This is a genomic window from Agarivorans sp. TSD2052, from assembly GCF_023238625.1.
GTDB lineage: Bacteria > Pseudomonadota > Gammaproteobacteria > Enterobacterales > Celerinatantimonadaceae > Agarivorans.
In genome coordinates this window covers 2,886,356-2,903,196 of record NZ_CP096670.1, presented here as the reverse complement: position 1 = coordinate 2,903,196, position 16,841 = coordinate 2,886,356, and the positions used below count along the sequence as shown (strand labels likewise).

14 protein-coding genes are annotated in these 16,841 nt (G+C 43.5%); 11 read left to right on the top strand and 3 right to left on the bottom strand.

What is annotated here, in order from left to right; translation table 11 throughout:
* Positions 1-8: 8 nt before the first annotated feature.
* The 4 genes from M0C34_RS13140 (at position 9) to M0C34_RS13125 (ending at position 3,624) form a co-directional block, all read left to right on the top strand.
* Positions 9-644: a YfgM family protein gene (locus M0C34_RS13140; protein WP_248712141.1), complete on the top strand. Its 636-nt coding sequence runs from the start codon at positions 9-11 to the stop codon at positions 642-644.
* The gene (gene bamB / locus M0C34_RS13135) at positions 637-1,827 is read left to right on the top strand and encodes an outer membrane protein assembly factor BamB (protein WP_248712140.1); all 1,191 of its coding nucleotides are present in this window, start codon (positions 637-639) and stop codon (positions 1,825-1,827) included. Before M0C34_RS13140 ends, bamB begins: the two co-directional genes overlap by 8 nt.
* 84 nt (positions 1,828-1,911) lie before the next feature.
* Positions 1,912-3,381 (top strand): ribosome biogenesis GTPase Der, encoded by a 1,470-nt coding sequence (der, locus tag M0C34_RS13130; RefSeq protein WP_248712139.1) that lies wholly within the window; start codon positions 1,912-1,914, stop codon positions 3,379-3,381.
* A 12-nt stretch (positions 3,382-3,393) separates the two neighbouring features.
* Positions 3,394-3,624: a zinc ribbon domain-containing protein gene (locus M0C34_RS13125; protein ID WP_248712138.1), complete on the top strand. Its 231-nt coding sequence runs from the start codon at positions 3,394-3,396 to the stop codon at positions 3,622-3,624.
* 41 nt (positions 3,625-3,665) lie between these two features.
* Here the strand turns inward: M0C34_RS13125 and M0C34_RS13120 are convergent, their stop codons facing one another.
* Both M0C34_RS13120 and xseA read right to left on the bottom strand, forming a co-directional pair.
* Positions 3,666-5,486 carry an alpha/beta fold hydrolase gene (locus M0C34_RS13120; RefSeq protein WP_248712137.1) on the bottom strand — a complete coding sequence of 607 codons (1,821 nt, stop codon included), beginning with the start codon at positions 5,484-5,486 and terminating at the stop codon, positions 3,666-3,668.
* 210 nt (positions 5,487-5,696) lie between these two features.
* On the bottom strand, positions 5,697-7,079 hold the full coding sequence (xseA, locus tag M0C34_RS13115) for an exodeoxyribonuclease VII large subunit (protein ID WP_248712136.1): 1,383 nt from the start codon (positions 7,077-7,079) through the stop codon (positions 5,697-5,699).
* Between the two features lie 87 nt (positions 7,080-7,166).
* Between xseA and guaB the strand changes: the two genes are divergently transcribed.
* The 7 genes from guaB (at position 7,167) to M0C34_RS13080 (ending at position 15,608) form a co-directional block, all read left to right on the top strand.
* On the top strand, positions 7,167-8,627 hold the full coding sequence (gene guaB, locus M0C34_RS13110; RefSeq protein ID WP_248712135.1) for an IMP dehydrogenase: 1,461 nt from the start codon (positions 7,167-7,169) through the stop codon (positions 8,625-8,627).
* A 72-nt stretch (positions 8,628-8,699) separates the two neighbouring features.
* Positions 8,700-10,280 carry a glutamine-hydrolyzing GMP synthase gene (gene guaA / locus M0C34_RS13105; RefSeq protein ID WP_248712134.1) on the top strand — a complete coding sequence of 527 codons (1,581 nt, stop codon included), beginning with the start codon at positions 8,700-8,702 and terminating at the stop codon, positions 10,278-10,280.
* 548 nt (positions 10,281-10,828) lie between these two features.
* Complete coding sequence (locus M0C34_RS13100; protein ID WP_248712133.1) at positions 10,829-11,671, top strand: phytanoyl-CoA dioxygenase family protein; 843 nt, start codon at positions 10,829-10,831, stop codon at positions 11,669-11,671.
* Complete coding sequence (locus M0C34_RS13095) at positions 11,671-12,606, top strand: aldo/keto reductase (protein ID WP_248712132.1); 936 nt, start codon at positions 11,671-11,673, stop codon at positions 12,604-12,606. Before M0C34_RS13100 ends, M0C34_RS13095 begins: the two co-directional genes overlap by 1 nt.
* 106 nt (positions 12,607-12,712) lie before the next feature.
* Positions 12,713-13,894, top strand: a complete 1,182-nt coding sequence (locus M0C34_RS13090) for an MFS transporter (RefSeq protein ID WP_248712131.1) — start codon at positions 12,713-12,715, stop codon at positions 13,892-13,894.
* Between the two features lie 419 nt (positions 13,895-14,313).
* On the top strand, positions 14,314-15,240 hold the full coding sequence (locus M0C34_RS13085; RefSeq protein ID WP_248712130.1) for a transcriptional regulator GcvA: 927 nt from the start codon (positions 14,314-14,316) through the stop codon (positions 15,238-15,240).
* Positions 15,237-15,608: a DUF423 domain-containing protein gene (locus M0C34_RS13080; RefSeq protein ID WP_248712129.1), complete on the top strand. Its 372-nt coding sequence runs from the start codon at positions 15,237-15,239 to the stop codon at positions 15,606-15,608. The genes M0C34_RS13085 and M0C34_RS13080 overlap by 4 nt, the downstream gene beginning before the upstream one ends.
* 139 nt (positions 15,609-15,747) lie before the next feature.
* On the opposite strand, the gene M0C34_RS13075 is transcribed toward M0C34_RS13080, so the two are convergent.
* On the bottom strand, positions 15,748-16,755 hold the full coding sequence (locus M0C34_RS13075; RefSeq protein ID WP_248712128.1) for an isocitrate dehydrogenase: 1,008 nt from the start codon (positions 16,753-16,755) through the stop codon (positions 15,748-15,750).
* Between the last annotated feature and the right edge of the window lie 86 nt (positions 16,756-16,841).

Genomic DNA, 16,841 nt, shown 5'->3' with positions numbered 1-16,841 from the left:
GAGACACAGTGGACATTTATTCTACTGAGGAACAGCAAGTTCAAGCCATTAAAGATTGGTGGAAGAAAAACGGAACATCAGTGATTGGCGGTTCAGTTTTGGGTTTAGCCGCAGTGTTTGGTTGGCGCTATTTTGGTGAGTATCAAGTTGCTCAGCAAGAGGCCGCTTCTGATGCTTATCAGCAAGTTGTGACTCAAGTGGCAGGAAACACCGCAGAGCTCGCTCCATTAGCCAATTATGTTGCGGCTAATCAGGGCGACAAAAACTATTCGGTGTTTGCATCACTACTTTTAGCTAAAGAATTAGTGGCTAAAGAAGATTTTACACAAGCGCAAACCCAGCTGAACTTAGCTTTAGAGGGCGCACCTGAAGAGCTGAAAGGCTTAATTTATACACGCTTAGCCCGGGTACAAGCTCAGCAAGCAGCTTTTACAGATGCTTTAGCGAGTTTAGCTTTAGTTAGTGAGCCAGCGTTAACGGCGACGGTTGAGATAATTAAAGGGGATATTTATCTCCAGCAAGGCGACACCGATTTGGCGCGCCAAGCTTATCAAGCTGCTGTTGCGGCGGGTGCTAGTGAAGTTGACCCAAGTGTAAATATGAAACTGAACGATTTAACACAAGTAGAGGCTACTAATGGCTAAAGCGTGGCGTGGTGCTAGCTTAGCTTGTTTGCTGCTTGGTTTATCGGCGTGCTCTTTATTCAACACTGAAGAAGATGTTGTGCAAATGGCACCGGTCCCAGAGTTTGCTAATCAGTTCACCGTTGCTACGCAGTGGGAGTCTCGGGTTGGTAAAGGGGTTGAGCAGTTCTTTTCCGCTTTAACACCGGTCGTGGCCTATGACAGTATATTTGCCGCTGCTCGTTTTGGCGAAGTTAGCGCATACGGTTTAGCAGGAAAGCGCCTTTGGGTAACTGATTTATCGAAAGTTGAAAGTAACAATCAGTTTTCTGGAAATACGCCAAATGCTCGTATTTCAGGTGGTTTAACTGCTGCTTATAAACGAATTTACCTTGGCACTGAAAATGCTGACGTATTTGCGCTAGATGCTGAAAGCGGCGATATAGTATGGCAAGCCAAGGTTGCGGGTGAAGTTATCTCAACCCCTGCGGTTGAAGACAGCGTCGTGGTTATAATGACCAGCAATGGCCATTTAGTGGCTCTTGATGCGCACAGTGGTGAAGTTAAGTGGGACTCGAAAATTGATCAGCCTGCTTTGTCTTTACGCAGTAAAGCGCCGCCAATTATTTCTAATGGCGCTATTATCCTAGGTCGCAGTGACGGTAAGATTGGTCTTTATTTGCTCGAGAACGGGCAATTATTGTTTGAAACCAAACTGGCGCAACCTAAAGGTTCAACTGAAATTGACCGCATAGTTGATGTTGATAGTAAACCCGTCTTAGTGGGGTCACAATTATATGCCGTGGCCTATAATGGTAACTTGGTTTCAGTTAACTTACGTACCGGTGAAGAAGAGTGGAAACGCAGTTATTCCGCTTACCAGAATTTAGCTGGTGCAGGCTTAAATCTATATGTAACCGATGCTAGCGATAATGTTTACGGCTTAGAGCGCAGTAATGGCGTTGAAAGTTGGACGCAAACAGCCTTATCGTATCGAATCGTGACCGCACCGGCGGTAGACGGCGGCTATATATTGGTCGGCGATAGCGAGGGTTACTTATACTGGTTAAACCGTGATAACGGCGAATTCGTCAGTAAAATGTTGGTAGATAAAAGCGGCTTATATGTTGCACCTGTGGTAACCTCCGACAAAATTATCATACAAGCACGAAATGGTAAGCTAATTGCGCTAGATCGCAGTTAAGTTTGTTATAATCGTGTATGAAAGGCTCATGGTTAATTAACCATGAGCCTTTGTCATGTCATATATTCATAAAAAGAGGCCCTTATGCTTCCTGTTGTTGCCCTAGTGGGACGTCCAAACGTTGGCAAATCTACATTATTTAATCGCCTTACACGGAGTAGGGATGCACTGGTTGCCGATTTCCCCGGATTAACTCGTGACCGCAAATATGGCCAAGCTAAAGTTGCCGAGCAGGAGTTCATTGTTATCGATACCGGCGGTATTGATGGCGATGAAGAAGGGATCGATGCAATGATGGCTCAACAATCGTTACAAGCGATTGAAGAAGCTGATGCTGTGCTCTTTTTAGTGGATGCGCGTTCGGGCATGACCGTGGCCGATGAGGCGATTGCCCACCACTTACGTAAGCAAGAAAAGAAAATTTTCTTGGTGGCTAATAAAACCGATGGCATCGACGCAGATGCCGCGTGTGGCGAGTTTTATGCGCTGGCATTAGGCGAAGTTCATCATATTGCCGCCGCTCATGGGCGTGGCGTAAATCTGTTACTTGAAGAGGCATTACGTCCGTTTGTCACTGAGCAATTAGAGAATCAAAGTGAAGAACCCGATTCTGAACTCGATGAACAGCGCGAGCTGAGTGAATCTGAGCTTGATAAGTTAGCCCAGCAGTTTGCAGACTTACCGATTAAACTGGCGATTGTTGGCCGGCCGAATGTGGGTAAGTCTACACTCACCAATCGTATTCTTGGCGAAGACCGTGTGGTGGTATACGACATGCCTGGAACCACCCGCGACAGCATCTATATTCCGATGCAGCGTGAGGATCAAGATTATATTTTGATTGACACTGCTGGGGTGCGTAAGCGCGGGAAAGTGACCGAAACGGTAGAAAAATTCTCTGTAATTAAAACCTTAAAAGCGATCGAAGATGCCAACGTTGTGATGTTGGTGATTGATGCTAAAGATGGTATCTCAGATCAAGATCTAAGTTTGCTAGGTTTTGTTCTTAATGCTGGTCGCGCATTGGTACTGGCTGTTAATAAGTGGGACGGCTTAGATAATGATCATAAAGAGCGAATAAAAACTGAATTAGATCGCCGTTTAGGTTTTATCGACTTTGCTCGCGTTCATTTCATCTCAGCCTTACACGGTACAGGTGTCGGTCATCTCTACGAATCGGTTCAAGAGGCTTATAGCAGCGCGACCAAGCGCGTGTCTACGTCATTACTGACTCGTATCATGCAAATGGCTCAAGATGACCACCAACCGCCGCTAGTGCGGGGGCGTCGGGTTAAGTTACGTTATGCTCATGCCGGTGGCTATAATCCGCCGCGCGTAGTGATTCATGGTAATCAAGTTAACTCGTTACCTGATTCATACAAACGCTATTTGATGAACTACTACCGTAAAGCATTGGAAATAATGGGGACACCGATCCGAGTCGAATTTAAAGAAGGTGAGAACCCATTCTCTGATAAGAAGTCAAAATTGACTATTGCGCAAGAACGTCGCCGTAAAAAAATGCAAAGTGTCAGTAAGTACAAAAAGAAATAACTGGAGTTAGCTATGAGTATTGAAATTGCTTGCCCTGAATGTGATGGCGAATTACAACACGAGCTTGATCATTGGGTATGTGGCGCTTGTCATCATAAATTTTTGCAACGGGTGCACTGTGACAAGTGTGATGCAGAATTAGAGGAACTGAAGGCGTGCGGTGCAGTGGATTATTTCTGTAATAGCTGTAACGAACTTAAATCGAAGCGTGCGGTTATTCGCCGCTTTGAAGCCATCAGTTAATAAGTACTAGGTGGCCTATGGCCACCTAGTACTTTTGCAGGCTAACGTTTGGCGATAGCCTCTAAGATATTAGGCCATTGCCGATAGATCATATAGTGGCCTTGATCAGGGTACACGGTGATGCTGGCATTTGCTGCTCGTTCGACAAAGCGCTCTGCTAACACCAATGGTATATGCTTGTCTTGCTCACCATGAAATAGCTGAGTGCTAAGCTTAACGTCTTCAATGTTGAACCCCCAAGGGGCCATGACTTGACGGACTTCATCAGAAAATGCGTTACCGCCCTGAGTTTTTGATTCCTTCAAGTAGCGGCCAAACTTATCTTTGAATTGCGGGCTTTCAAACAATTCAACGTCGGTGCCTTCCAAATCACGCGCCAACACTTTAAACAACTTATTCGGGTCTTTATGCAGGCCCTTGTCTAATATATTGGTGAATAAACGATGCATGCTTGGAAAGTCTCGGGCTAGCTTCATGTGCATTCGGTAGAGCTTTGCTGTGGCCTGATAATCGCTGTCGAAGGTGAGAGCGTCGCCGGAGCTGATGATTGTTAAGTGACTAATTTTTTCTGGTATCGTCGCGGCGCAACAAGCGGCGTACACCCCGCCCGTGGCATAACCAACCAGTTCCACTTTATCTAGATTCAAATGGGTTAACAGTGCGTTTAGATCTTCAGCCCATTTTAAAAAACTGTAGCCTTCGCAATAATCTGATCCGCCAAACCCCGGACGATCGACAGAAATTAAACGCAAACCTAATTGCTTAGCGATATCAATTTGGTCGAAAAAATTTTCTAGTCGACAACCTAAAATACTGTGGCAATAGACTAACGCTTTACCCTTAGGGTCGCCGTATTCTTGATAACAAAGCACTCGTTGATCCGCTAAGGTGAAGTATTTAGCGTCGCTATTTTGTATTTCAGAAAACCCAAAATGGCGACTATTTTGCGATAACATTCCCCAAGGTCCTGTTAACACTAAGCTAGCTAACTCACTTTGACTACTAACCCCTGTTTTTTTGAATACCGATTTTAATTGTGTTCTGACGGTATTGTAACTAACAAAGATTTTATCAGCGATATCGGGAGGCGACATGCCTTGAGCGATGTAATTGACTATACGCGCTTCTTTAGGGGTAAGGTGGTAGCCGTCGGCGAAGGCGCCTAGATCAAGCTCTACGTCGGGACGAGAAGGTGAAATAAATACCACCACGCTGGCATTTCGCTCTAGGGTGGGGTTTTGTAAGTGATTTACGGGGCTTAAAATCACCATGGTTTGAACTTCAGTTTCGCCATCAATTTGTATTGGTAAACCACGGCTGCTTGATTCATTTGGTCCCAATGAAGAGAGTTCTTCAATGTACTTTTTGAGTAATCGAGTTGACTCGCTCTGTTGGGTGACCAAATTTTTATCTTTTTGATATAAGCCTTGGCCTAATTGAAGGGTTTCTTCTGCTAATTCGTTAGTCAGCAACACTTCACTTTGAGCGTTTACTAAAATTACCCCCACCGGTATGTGATCGAGTAAAGAGTTAAGTGAGTGATTTTTTTCTTCAAGTTGATAAATGCGCTTGGCAATATTGAGGGCTTGGTTAAAGTGCTCTAATAACAGCTGATTGCGCTGCGAGTATTGGCTCTCGACAATTGATAGTTGTGGAGAGACGGCGTCTAGCATTTGGCTTAATTTTGCTGACGAAGGGTCGTTACTTTCAGAACGCTGTAGTTCTGGCATCATGTAGAGGTGCTCAAGCAAGTCTGGCCAATATTCAGGTTCTGCTGCTGCTCGGTATATCATACCGATTAGCTGTTCCCTATTATCGACGCTGGTTAGCTCACGCTCCTTGTTGCTATCCGGTAAGTTCATAGTATTGCTGCTAATTTTGTTTATTTAATGGCTAGTTAATTACCAAGAATATGCGCCGCGCCTCTAGTTGGGCTTGGTCGTCACTTGTTCTGAACTGCAAACTAACTAGGTATTCGTTTAGTCTGGGTAATACTAAGTTAATTTTCTTTAAAAACCCATTTATTTTGATGGGTCACTCATTAGATGTGAGCTGAGTGTTTAAAACAACAATTACTGGTGGTTTACGGTCGCTGTTAGGTTGCCATCTGAAAACTTCACGTTTATCACATCGCCTGCTTTTAGCTGCGACGCTTGTTTGACTAGCTGTTGTTGGTGAGTAACTAAGCTGAAACCTCTGTCTAAGACCTTCAAAGGGCTTAAGTTATCTAATTGGCGGCAAGCCCCTGCTAACAGATGTTGGTGCTGATTCAGTGTTGTTTGGCTGGCACTAATAAGGCGTCTTGTTTGCTCATCTATTCGCTGCTGCTGCTGAGTGATCTTTCTCTCCAATAAAGCGTGTTTTAAACGCTGCTTGAGTCCGGATTGACGCTCGCGGCCTTGTAACTGCTGCTGAGAAATGGCAAACCTTAAACGGTGTTCAAGTTCATCAAAACGCTGCTGTTGTTGCTCTAATAAGTGCAGTGGGGATAAGGTTGTGAGTGTGTTCTCAAGTTGGACTAAGCGAATCTGCTGACGCCTAAATTCATGCAATGAGAGCTGTACTAACTGTTGCTTGAAGTGAGTGATGCCTTGAGCAATGTGAGTGGCTTGTTGGCTTATCATTTCTGCAGCTGCTGACGGGGTGGCGGCTCGAACATCAGCCACCAAATCGCTAATGCTATCATCCACTTCATGACCGACGGCGGATATTACGGGAATACGTGAGTCGAAAATGGCTCTGGCTAGCACTTCATCATTAAACGCCCAAAGATCTTCTTTAGAACCGCCTCCTCGACCGACGACCAGTAAGTCGACTTCTTGACGTTGATTGGCGATTTGTATCATTTTTATAAGCTGCGGGACAGCAAGTTCACCTTGAACTGATACAGGATAAACTATTACCCGAATAGCTGGCGCTCGGCGGGCAAGTACCGACAAAATATCTTGCAGCGCGGCCCCGGATGCTGAGCTGATAATGCCAATGCTACTGGGGTATGCTGGAAGTGCTTGCTTTTCGGCTTCAGCAAATAAGCCTTCGCCGGCCAGCTTCATTTTGAGCTGTTCGTAAGCCTGTTGCATGGCGCCATCCCCTGCGGGGTGTATAGCTTCAACAATCAGTTGATAGTCACCACGTGGTTCGTACATGGTGATTTTTGCCTTGAGTAATACTTGCATGCCGCTTTCGGGTTTAAATACTACTTTACGGTTACTGTTTTTGAACATAGCACAGCGAACTTGCGCAGAATGGTCTTTTAAGCTGAAGTACCAGTGTCCCGAAAATGGTGTTGAAAAATTAGAGATTTCACCTTCTAACCAAACAGTACCTAGAGAATGCTCTAACAATCGCCTAACTTGCTGGTTTAATTGACTTACACTGAGGATATTTGCGGCTATTTGATTGGTTTGCATCAGTGCACTCGAGGCTAATTTGAAAATAATGTAAGAAAATAACATTTTTCAATTTACCTTGGCCAGCTTTATACCTATAATCCGACCGCAATATTTTATCCCTTTATTAACTGTATTTAGGCGAATGTTGCTATGTTGAGAATTTCCAAAGAAGCCTTAACCTTCGATGATGTACTACTACTTCCTGCCCACTCAGAAGTACTTCCAAATACCGCCAATTTGGCGACTCGTCTAACGAAAGATATCTCTTTAAGTATTCCAATGGTGTCTGCAGCCATGGATACCGTCACTGAAGCGAATTTTGCTATTGCCTTAGCCCAAGAAGGCGGCATTGGTTTTATTCACAAAAATATGAGCATTGAACAGCAAGCTGCCGAAGTTCGTAAAGTGAAGAAGTTTGAAGCAGGTATCGTTCTAGAACCTATCACGGTTACACCTGAGTTAACGCTGGGTCAAATTGCAGAGCTTCGCCAAATTCATGGCTTTGCTGGCTTCCCTGTCGTCACAGAAGCAAATGATTTGGTGGGTATTGTTACCGGTCGTGATTTGCGTTTTGAAACAGATTTTACTAAAACGGTTTCTCAGGTGATGACACCTAAAGAACGTTTGGTAACGACTACTGACACATCACGTGATGTAGTAGAAAAGGCAATGCACGAACACCGCATTGAAAAGATGTTGGTGGTTGATGAAGCCTTCAAACTCACCGGTATGATTACGGTAAAAGATTTCAAGAAAGCCGAGCGTAAGCCAAACGCTTGTAAAGATAGTTTTGGTCGTTTACGTGTTGGCGCTGCTGTCGGTGCTGGCGCAGGTAACGAAGAGCGTGTAGACGCCTTGGTTGAAGCTGGCGTAGATGTATTACTGATTGACTCGTCTCATGGTCACTCGCAAGGTGTGCTCGATCGAATTAAAGCCACACATGACAAATATCCAGACTTGCCTATAGTTGGCGGTAACGTTGCAACGGGTGCCGGCGCTATTGCCTTAGCTGATGCCGGTGTAAGCGCGGTTAAAGTGGGTATTGGCCCTGGTTCGATTTGTACTACGCGTATTGTAACCGGTGTAGGTGTTCCACAAATTACCGCAGTAGCCGATGCGGTTGAAGCGTTAAAAGGTCGTGATATTCCAGTTATTGCTGATGGTGGTATTCGTTTCTCAGGCGATATTGCTAAAGCATTAGTTGCCGGCGCTTCATGTGTTATGGTCGGTAGCATGTTTGCTGGTACGGAAGAAGCGCCAGGCGAAATTGAGCTTTACCAAGGCCGTTCGTTCAAATCATACCGTGGCATGGGCTCATTAGGCGCCATGTCTCAAGGTTCATCTGATCGTTACTTCCAAACCGACAATGCGGCAGACAAATTAGTACCAGAAGGTATTGAAGGTCGCGTAGCTTATAAAGGCCCAGTTAAAGCCATTATTCACCAGCAAATGGGCGGTTTACGGTCATGTATGGGCTTAACCGGTTGCGCTACTATTAGCGAATTAAACACTAAAGCTGAATTTGTTCGGGTGACGAGTGCTGGTATGGGCGAAAGCCACGTACATGACGTAACCATTACGAAAGAAGCACCGAACTACCGTATGGGTTAAGCCAAAACCGTTTTACTTCTACTAAGCGCCGAAAGGCGCTTAGTTCTATTAGCCAAATTAAAGTAAGTGATTATGAGCAGAGATATCCACGAACATCGTATTCTAATTTTAGATTTTGGATCACAATACACCCAACTTATCGCGCGTCGTATTCGCGAAATTGGTGTTTATTGTGAGTTGTGGAGCTGGGATGTAGACGAAGCTGACATTCGCGAGTTTGCCCCAAACGGCATTATTTTAGCCGGTGGCCCAGAAAGTGTTACTGAAAACAATTCGCCGCGTGCGCCTGAATATGTATTTAGCGCTGGTGTGCCTGTATTAGGTATTTGTTATGGCATGCAAACCATGTCTGAGCAATTAGGCGGCGCGGTTATACAAGGAGAGGGCGAGCGCGAATTTGGCTATGCTCAAGTAGAAGTTGTAGCTGCCTCCCCATTATTTAAAGCGATTGAAGATGCCGTTGCATCAAACGGCAATGCGCTGCTTGATGTTTGGATGAGCCACGGTGATAAAGTGTCGGCTATTCCAGACGGTTTCACCACTGTTGCACAAACACCAAGTTGTGAGTTTGCAGCAATGATGAATCAAGACAAACAATTCTACGGGGTGCAATTCCACCCAGAAGTCACCCATACGCGTCAAGGCTTGCGTATGTTAGAGCACTTTGTTAAAGACATTTGTGCTTGTGATGCATTGTGGACTTCGGAATCTATTATCGAAAATGCTGTTGCTCAAATTAAGCAACAAGTAGGCGATGATGAAGTGATTCTTGGCCTAAGTGGTGGTGTAGACTCTTCTGTAGTAGCGATGCTTATTCAGCGCGCTATTGGCGATAAGTTGACCTGTGTATTTGTAGATAATGGTTTGCTTCGTTTAAACGAAGGCCAGCAAGTTATGGATATGTTTGGTAACCACTTTGGTTTAAATATTGTTCATGTCAATGCTGAGCATCGCTTCTTGGATGCAATGGCTGGTGAGAGCGATCCTGAGAAGAAACGTAAAATTATTGGGCACGTTTTTATTGACGTGTTTGATGAAGAGTCTAAAAAGCTGAAAAATGCTAAGTGGCTTGCACAAGGCACTATCTACCCAGATGTTATTGAATCAGCGGCTTCTAAAACCGGTAAAGCTCATGTGATTAAGTCTCACCATAACGTGGGCGGTTTGCCTGATGATATGGAGATGGGCTTAGTAGAGCCTTTACGTGAGTTGTTTAAAGACGAAGTACGTAAAATTGGTTTAGAGCTAGGCTTGCCTTACGATATGCTCTACCGCCACCCATTCCCTGGACCTGGTTTAGGTGTCCGTGTATTGGGTGAAGTGAAGAAAGAGTACTGTGACTTGTTACGTCGTGCAGACGCTATCTTCATTGAAGAGTTACACAAACATGACTTGTATAACAAAGTAAGCCAAGCGTTTACAGTGTTCTTACCAGTACGTTCGGTAGGCGTTATGGGGGATGCTCGTAAATATGATTGGGTGGTTTCGCTACGTGCGGTAGAAACTATCGACTTCATGACGGCCCACTGGGCACACTTGCCTTACGATTTCTTAGGGCATGTGAGTAACAGAATTATTAACGAAATTGATGGTATTTCTCGTGTGGTATACGATATTTCAGGTAAACCGCCAGCAACCATTGAATGGGAATAAAATTCTCACTCTAAACTAGGCGCCTACAGGGCGCCTTTTTTGTGCTAACGACCTAAACAGCTAATCGGTAAGCATCAGCGAAAACAAATACAAAGTATCTCCTAGAAATACTCTAAGATAACTGTTCAATCACATGGCGCATATTGAGCGTATTTTCGTATAGAAGCGGACAATTTGCCAAGCGCAATTGATTGTCAGTATTTTTTTGCGAGCGGTTACCGATCATTTGAGTGTGTAGTTACTTAACCAAAGAAAATAAATTCCCAAGAGATAATCCCCTACCACTTCGCTCTATTGTAATAATTGACAGCATTCAGCATTGCATACTTCGTTCGTGAAGTATGCAATGCTCTGGCATGTTCATCGCTGGTTACTTAACAATATCTTTACCGTTTCTGTCATAGATCTATAGCTTACTGGTAGTGATGTTGTAAGAAGCCTTGTATATATAGAAATATGAGTAAAAGCACTTTGAGCAAAGGAAATGTTATGTCAGTGTTCAGGTGGAGAGTTTCTGAATGCAGGAGTGTTAATGAAAGGCAGGGAAGATGAAGCATAAGTATTATATTGATGGTAGGGAATTTAAGGTCGAACTTCAGTCAAAAGGCTGTTTTCATAAGGGGAAAGCTGAAGTCTTGTCGGAACGTTTTGCTGACTTAGCAAAACCAAAGCATTGGTATAAGGATGGATACTCACTTGTTAAAGCTGATGGTTTTTATGACCCAGAGCTTGTGTATCAATCTATACATGATGCTGTTAAAAGGATAATACATGGAGTCAATCCAAAAACTGATTTATCAGAGTTCACATTGGAAACATATCATCAATATGTGAATGACCTTGAACACGCTGAAGTGATAACAAAAACACGTAGATTGTATCCAAATGACTTTGGTTTTGATGTTCAAAAAGTAACAAATAGTTTCGCTAATTATATGGGAACCGAACTGGGTTTTTTGAACCCTGTTAGTGGTGTTGAACAATGGATTATAGTTCGTATAAATAGGCCGAATAGTGTTGGTTATAATCCGGCGCATAAAGATGTTTATGAAGTGTTCGATGAGCTAGGAGAAATTCCAAGAATGATCAACGTTTGGATACCTGTGTGCGGCGTTAATAGCGCCACTGGATTACCGGTTGCTGCTGGGTCTCATTTGTTGTCGGAAGAAAAAATTGCAAGATCAAAAGCCGGAAGTATGCTCAATGGTCAACAATACTCAGTTAATAGCATTCTTAGCTGGGATAATAATACAGATTTAATCAGTGCTAGTCCTAAACAAGACGAGTTTTTGATTTTCTCCTCACACTTGATACACGGATTAGCAGCAAATAGGAATGACAACGAGACTCGTGTCTCTCTAGAGTTTCGGCTTTATCATAGGGGTGAATAGTGTCGTGCAATCTAGGTTTTGGTGCTTGGCAAATTGGTGGTCAGCATTCTGTAAACGGAAGAGTTAATGGCTGGAATGTGGGCGACGCACAAAAGTGTATACGTTTAGTTCACAGCGCTATAGATATTGGCGTAACATTTTTCGATACGGCACAAGGGTATGGAGAAGGGAGGAGTGAACAGCTCATCGGTCAAGCAATCCAAAGTAATCAAGCTAGGGACAAGGTAACTATTTGTACTAAGATCCCGATCCCTGCAGACTGGACGGCAACGAGCGCAAATTATTCACATGTTGAAAACCTCATCATGAAAAGTTGTCAAAATCTACAAGTCGATTGCCTTGATATTTTATTATTACATAACCCCAAAAAAGAGGTCTTAATACCACAGTTGAAAGGCGTTTTAGAAAGCTTAGCTAAGCGAGGCCTTATCGGTTCTTTTGGTGTAAGTGCTAGTACCCTTGATGTTTTAAAATTTGCCTCTGAAACCGACTTTGGACATTATTTTGAGTGGAATTACTCTGTATTCGAAAGGCGTTTTGAGACTGATTTTGCAAAGATATTGAGGCAACGTAAACAATGCTTTATTGGTCGCTCCCCACTTTTTAGAGGTTTAATAACTGAAAGTTTTCTTAGGGATGGCCCCGCTAATTATTTTTCTGATGTGCGCTCACAACTACCTCAAGACTTATTAACTTGGTGCCATAAACAAATCTCAAAAATAGCACCTATTGCCGACTCAATGGACTTATCTGTTAGCGAATTAGCCATTGCCTATGCGTACAGCAACGATGACTTATTCTGTACAATTCCTGGTGTTAGCAAAACAGAACATATCAAGTCTATAGATAAAATACTCAACTTAAATCACACTACGATGCAAGCCATTAAAAACATCGATTTAGGTGATGAATTGTGTTTTCCTAAGTTTCTTTGATTTCAGTTGTTAAATGCAAACTGCATAAGATGGGCGTCTATTTGGCACTATTTAGGTACCTATTTCTCCAGTAAATGATTAGTGTTGAATCTACAGGATAGCGTTGTTGAACATTTTTGTATGGATACTGGCAATCTGCCAAGCCTTGTTAACTACCGGTAATATACTGCTGGTAGCCGTAACGGGCTTAATTGGTCAAGAGATAGCGCCGTCTGCGGTTTGGACGACTTTCCCGGTTGCTATGCAGTTTCTGGGTTTGATGTTGGCGACGATTCCTGCCTCGTTGATTATGGGAGTTACTGGACGGAAGAAGGGCTTTGTTCTTGGTAATTTGATTGGTATTTCCGGTGCAATCTTAGCCATTTTCGCCCTTACTCAGCAAAGTTTCTCATTGTTCTGCTGCGCTACCTTCTTACTCGGTATAGGTATTGGGTTTGGCATGCTGTATCGCTTTGCTGCGGTGGAATTATGTAGCCAAGGCCAACAAGCTCGAGCTATTTCTGCCATTATGGCTGGTGGCGTTATCGCCGCTATTATAGGCCCAAGTTTAGCTATCTATAGCCAAGACTGGTGGCCGCAGCAGCCATTTATTGGTGCTTTTTTAGCTTTGCTGATTTTATACATTATTGCCTTATTGTTGTTGCTCACTATTCGCTTTAAAGAGGCACGCTTAGCAGAGCAAAATCACTTAGCGGCTAGGCCATTAATCGAAGTGATAACATCGGCAAGCTTTGTGGTAGCGGTGATGGCGGCTGTCGTCAGTTACTTTGTGATGAACCTTTTGATGACTGCAACACCGTTGGCAATGCATCACCACGGTTTTGGCTTTGCACAATCAGCGAGTGTGATTGAGTGGCATGTACTAGGCATGTTTGCGCCTTCATTCTTTACTGGTCGGCTAATATTGCGCATTGGTTTGTTCCCCACCATGTTGTTGGGTTTGTTGTTAATGTTTGGCTGTGTAATGGTCAATTTATTGGGAACCAGTTTCAAGCATTTTGTTGTTGCTTTAACTTTGCTGGGTATTGGTTGGAACTTTATGTTCATTGGTGCCACCCAGATGTTAACTCAGTCATACCAGCTTAGTGAAAAAGCGAAAGCACAGGCAGTTAATGAATTTCTGGTGTTTTCGATGGTGGCGATTTCTGCTTTATCAGCAGGCTGGCTAGAACAAACCTTGGGTTGGCAAGTGGTTAACTACAGTGCGCTACCGATGTTGGGCATGGGCTTGGTCTGCTTGGTGTATTATCAGTATCAACATAAAAAGCAACTATCTAGTGAAGTTTAATTGTAGCGAGTTATTTTGTGCTGGGAATCAAAGATTATTTTTTTTAATGATTAAGTTTTAGCAGTATCGAAAGTGAATGCTGTTGTTATTTTGACTATTGCTCTTATCCTTATGATTTTTAGTTAAAAAAAAGCCACTGCTAAAGCAGTGGCTTGAAATTCTTTTTGACAGACAGGGTCAAAATAAGAAACAGGGAAGTCAGCAAAAGGCTGACAAATGCAAACACAACATAGCAATCAAAGTAATTACAAATCCGGTAACTACTTAAAGAGGCCTGACATAACACCTTGATATACGGCGCTGTGTCAGACCCCTTCGCTTGATTGCGTGTGCATAGTAATCTGCAACTGGTTGTTCAACAACAGATAATTTATAATGCCCATAGATTAGAAAAACTTATCCGTTAATAGGATGTGAATATGGCGCGTCGTTTGCCACCACTGAATGCCCTTAAGGCTTTTGAAGCTGCTGCGAGACACTTAAGTTTTACTCGCGCCGCAGAAGAGCTATTTGTGACTCAGGCCGCAGTAAGTCACCAAATTAAAGCCTTAGAAGAATTCTTAGGCTTGAAACTTTTTCGTAGAAAAAACAGGTCATTACTGTTAACAGAAGAAGGCCAAGGTTATTTTTTAGATATTAAAGATATTTTTATTTCTCTCACTGAGGCAACAGATCGTTTGTTAGCGCGTGGCGCTAAAGGGACGATAACAGTGAGTTTACAACCTAGCTTTGCTATTCAATGGCTAGTGCCACGTTTGTCTCAATTTAGTGAGATGCATCCAGATATTGATGTGCGAATTAAAGCTGTCGATCTCTATGAAGGCTCATTAACCGAAGATGTAGACGTCGCTATTTATTATGGGCGAGGTAATTGGTCAGGTTTACGGGCTGATAAGCTTCATACTGAATATCTGGTACCGGTATGCGCGCCAAGTCTACTTGTTGGGGATAAAGCCCTAACCAAGCCTGAAGATTTGCAACACCATACCTTGTTACACGATACCGCTCGTCGTGATTGGAAAGCGTGGTTTAAACTGGTGGGTTTACGTCAAATGAATGTTAACCATGGGCCGATTTTCTCCCACTCTACTATGGTGTTACAAGCGGCTGTTTATGGTCAAGGTGTGGCTTTAGGTCACAGTGTATTAGCCAAACCTGAAATTGAAGCTGGGCGTCTGATATGTCCGTTTGAGCAAGTATTGTTAAGTAAAAACGCCTATTACATGGTGTATAAACCTAGCCAAGCAGAGCAAGGAAAATTAGTCGCGTTTCGAGAATGGATGATTTCTCTAGTAGAACAAGAGCAACAAGAGTTTGTTAATGAAGGGTTGATTGAGACAGAATGAACAGTATTCGTAGCTTTAATTGGCCAATGCGCCTATTTGTTGGGCTTACTGGCGCTTTTGTTGTGGTTATGGGAGCAGGTGCCGCGCATGGTTTTAGCCGCTTCTTAGGAGAGGCGCAACTTGCTTGGATAGAAACCGGCGTGACTTATCAGCTGATCCATTTAGTGGCTGCTCTCGCGATATTCAATCAGCACCGACTCAGCGCCATCTTGTGGTTGGTGGGTAGTTGGATGTTTGCTGGTAGCTTATATGGTTTAGCTTTCTGGGGGGCGACGTTTTTGGGCCCTGTTACACCGTTAGGCGGGGTAGTGATGATTCTTGGCTGGCTATGTTTGGTTTTGCCCTCGAAGAATTCATGTAGTCGGTAATAGCTATCTTAGTCACCATAGGGTCGGATTTAAGTAGCAACAATGCTTAGATGTTAGGGGCATATATATAGCTGTACTGTATAGGGCGGCAATTAAAAAGGCAGCTAAGATAAGCTGCCTTTTAGTGTTTTTAGCCGCTTTACAAACGGTCTAAAATCGCTTGAGTAAATTCTTTAGTGCCTGCTGTGCCGCCTAAATCTCGAGTGGTTCTATCTCCACTTGATATTACGTCTTTAACAGCACTTAAAATGTTGTTAGCTTGTTCTTCCATACCTAAGTATTCAAGCATTTGAATACTGGCTAAGATGACCGACGTCGGGTTAGCAATATCTTGCCCTGCAATGTCAGGTGCGCTACCGTGTACCGCTTCAAATATTGCCGCTCGTTCACCAATATTGGCACCAGGAGCCATACCTAAACCGCCCACTAAGCCAGCACATAAGTCTGACAAAATATCACCAAATAAGTTAGTGGTAACCATTACGTCAAAACGTTCTGGATACATCACTAGATTCATACAAGCCGCATCTACAATCATTTCTTCAGATTCAATATCTGGGTATTGCTTAGCGATTTCACGCGCAACCTCGAGAAAGAGTCCCGATGTTGATTTCATGATATTAGCTTTGTGGATAGTGGTGACTTTTTTGCGATCTTCTCGACGCGCTAATTCGTAAGCGAATTTTACGATACGCTCAGCACCATCACGCGTAATAATGCTCATGGCTTCCGCACTGTCGCCGTCTTCACTGCGTTTTTGGCCAACGCCTGAATACATACCTTCGGTGTTTTCGCGAACGGTAATGATATCGATGTTTTCATAACGGGCTTTGGTTCCAACGAAGGAACGCACAGGGCGGATATTTGCGTAAAGATCAAAGTGCTTACGCATTGATACATTAATAGAGGTAAAGCCGGTACCAACTGGAGTGGTTAACGGGCCTTTAAGAGCAATACCGTTCTGTTCTATTAGCTGCAGTGATTTTTCAGGTAGTAAGCTACCATCGCTTTCCAAAGCAGCGAGGCCTGCGTTGGCAAAATCATACTCGAAATTACAACCGGCCTTGTCCATAATTGCGATTGCGCTTTCGATAATACTAGGTCCAATACCATCTCCAGGTATGACGGTGATTCGTCTTGTTGACATATATCTTCCTAATTCGTAGGCATTTTTATTATATAAGGGGAGGAGGTAACACTCCGTGTTATTACCCAACGCATGTATGGTTTGGG

Coding starts and splice junctions, on each gene's coding strand:
- M0C34_RS13100 (WP_248712133.1), top strand. CDS start 10,829: ATGAAGCATAAGTATTATATTGATGGTAGGGAATTTAAGGTCGAACTT.
- M0C34_RS13080 (WP_248712129.1), top strand. CDS start 15,237: ATGAACAGTATTCGTAGCTTTAATTGGCCAATGCGCCTATTTGTTGGG.
- M0C34_RS13125 (WP_248712138.1), top strand. CDS start 3,394: ATGAGTATTGAAATTGCTTGCCCTGAATGTGATGGCGAATTACAACAC.
- xseA (WP_248712136.1), bottom strand. CDS start 7,079: ATGTTATTTTCTTACATTATTTTCAAATTAGCCTCGAGTGCACTGATG.
- M0C34_RS13075 (WP_248712128.1), bottom strand. CDS start 16,755: ATGTCAACAAGACGAATCACCGTCATACCTGGAGATGGTATTGGACCT.
- M0C34_RS13120 (WP_248712137.1), bottom strand. CDS start 5,486: ATGAACTTACCGGATAGCAACAAGGAGCGTGAGCTAACCAGCGTCGAT.
- bamB (WP_248712140.1), top strand. CDS start 637: ATGGCTAAAGCGTGGCGTGGTGCTAGCTTAGCTTGTTTGCTGCTTGGT.
- guaA (WP_248712134.1), top strand. CDS start 8,700: ATGAGCAGAGATATCCACGAACATCGTATTCTAATTTTAGATTTTGGA.
- guaB (WP_248712135.1), top strand. CDS start 7,167: ATGTTGAGAATTTCCAAAGAAGCCTTAACCTTCGATGATGTACTACTA.
- M0C34_RS13085 (WP_248712130.1), top strand. CDS start 14,314: ATGGCGCGTCGTTTGCCACCACTGAATGCCCTTAAGGCTTTTGAAGCT.
- der (WP_248712139.1), top strand. CDS start 1,912: ATGCTTCCTGTTGTTGCCCTAGTGGGACGTCCAAACGTTGGCAAATCT.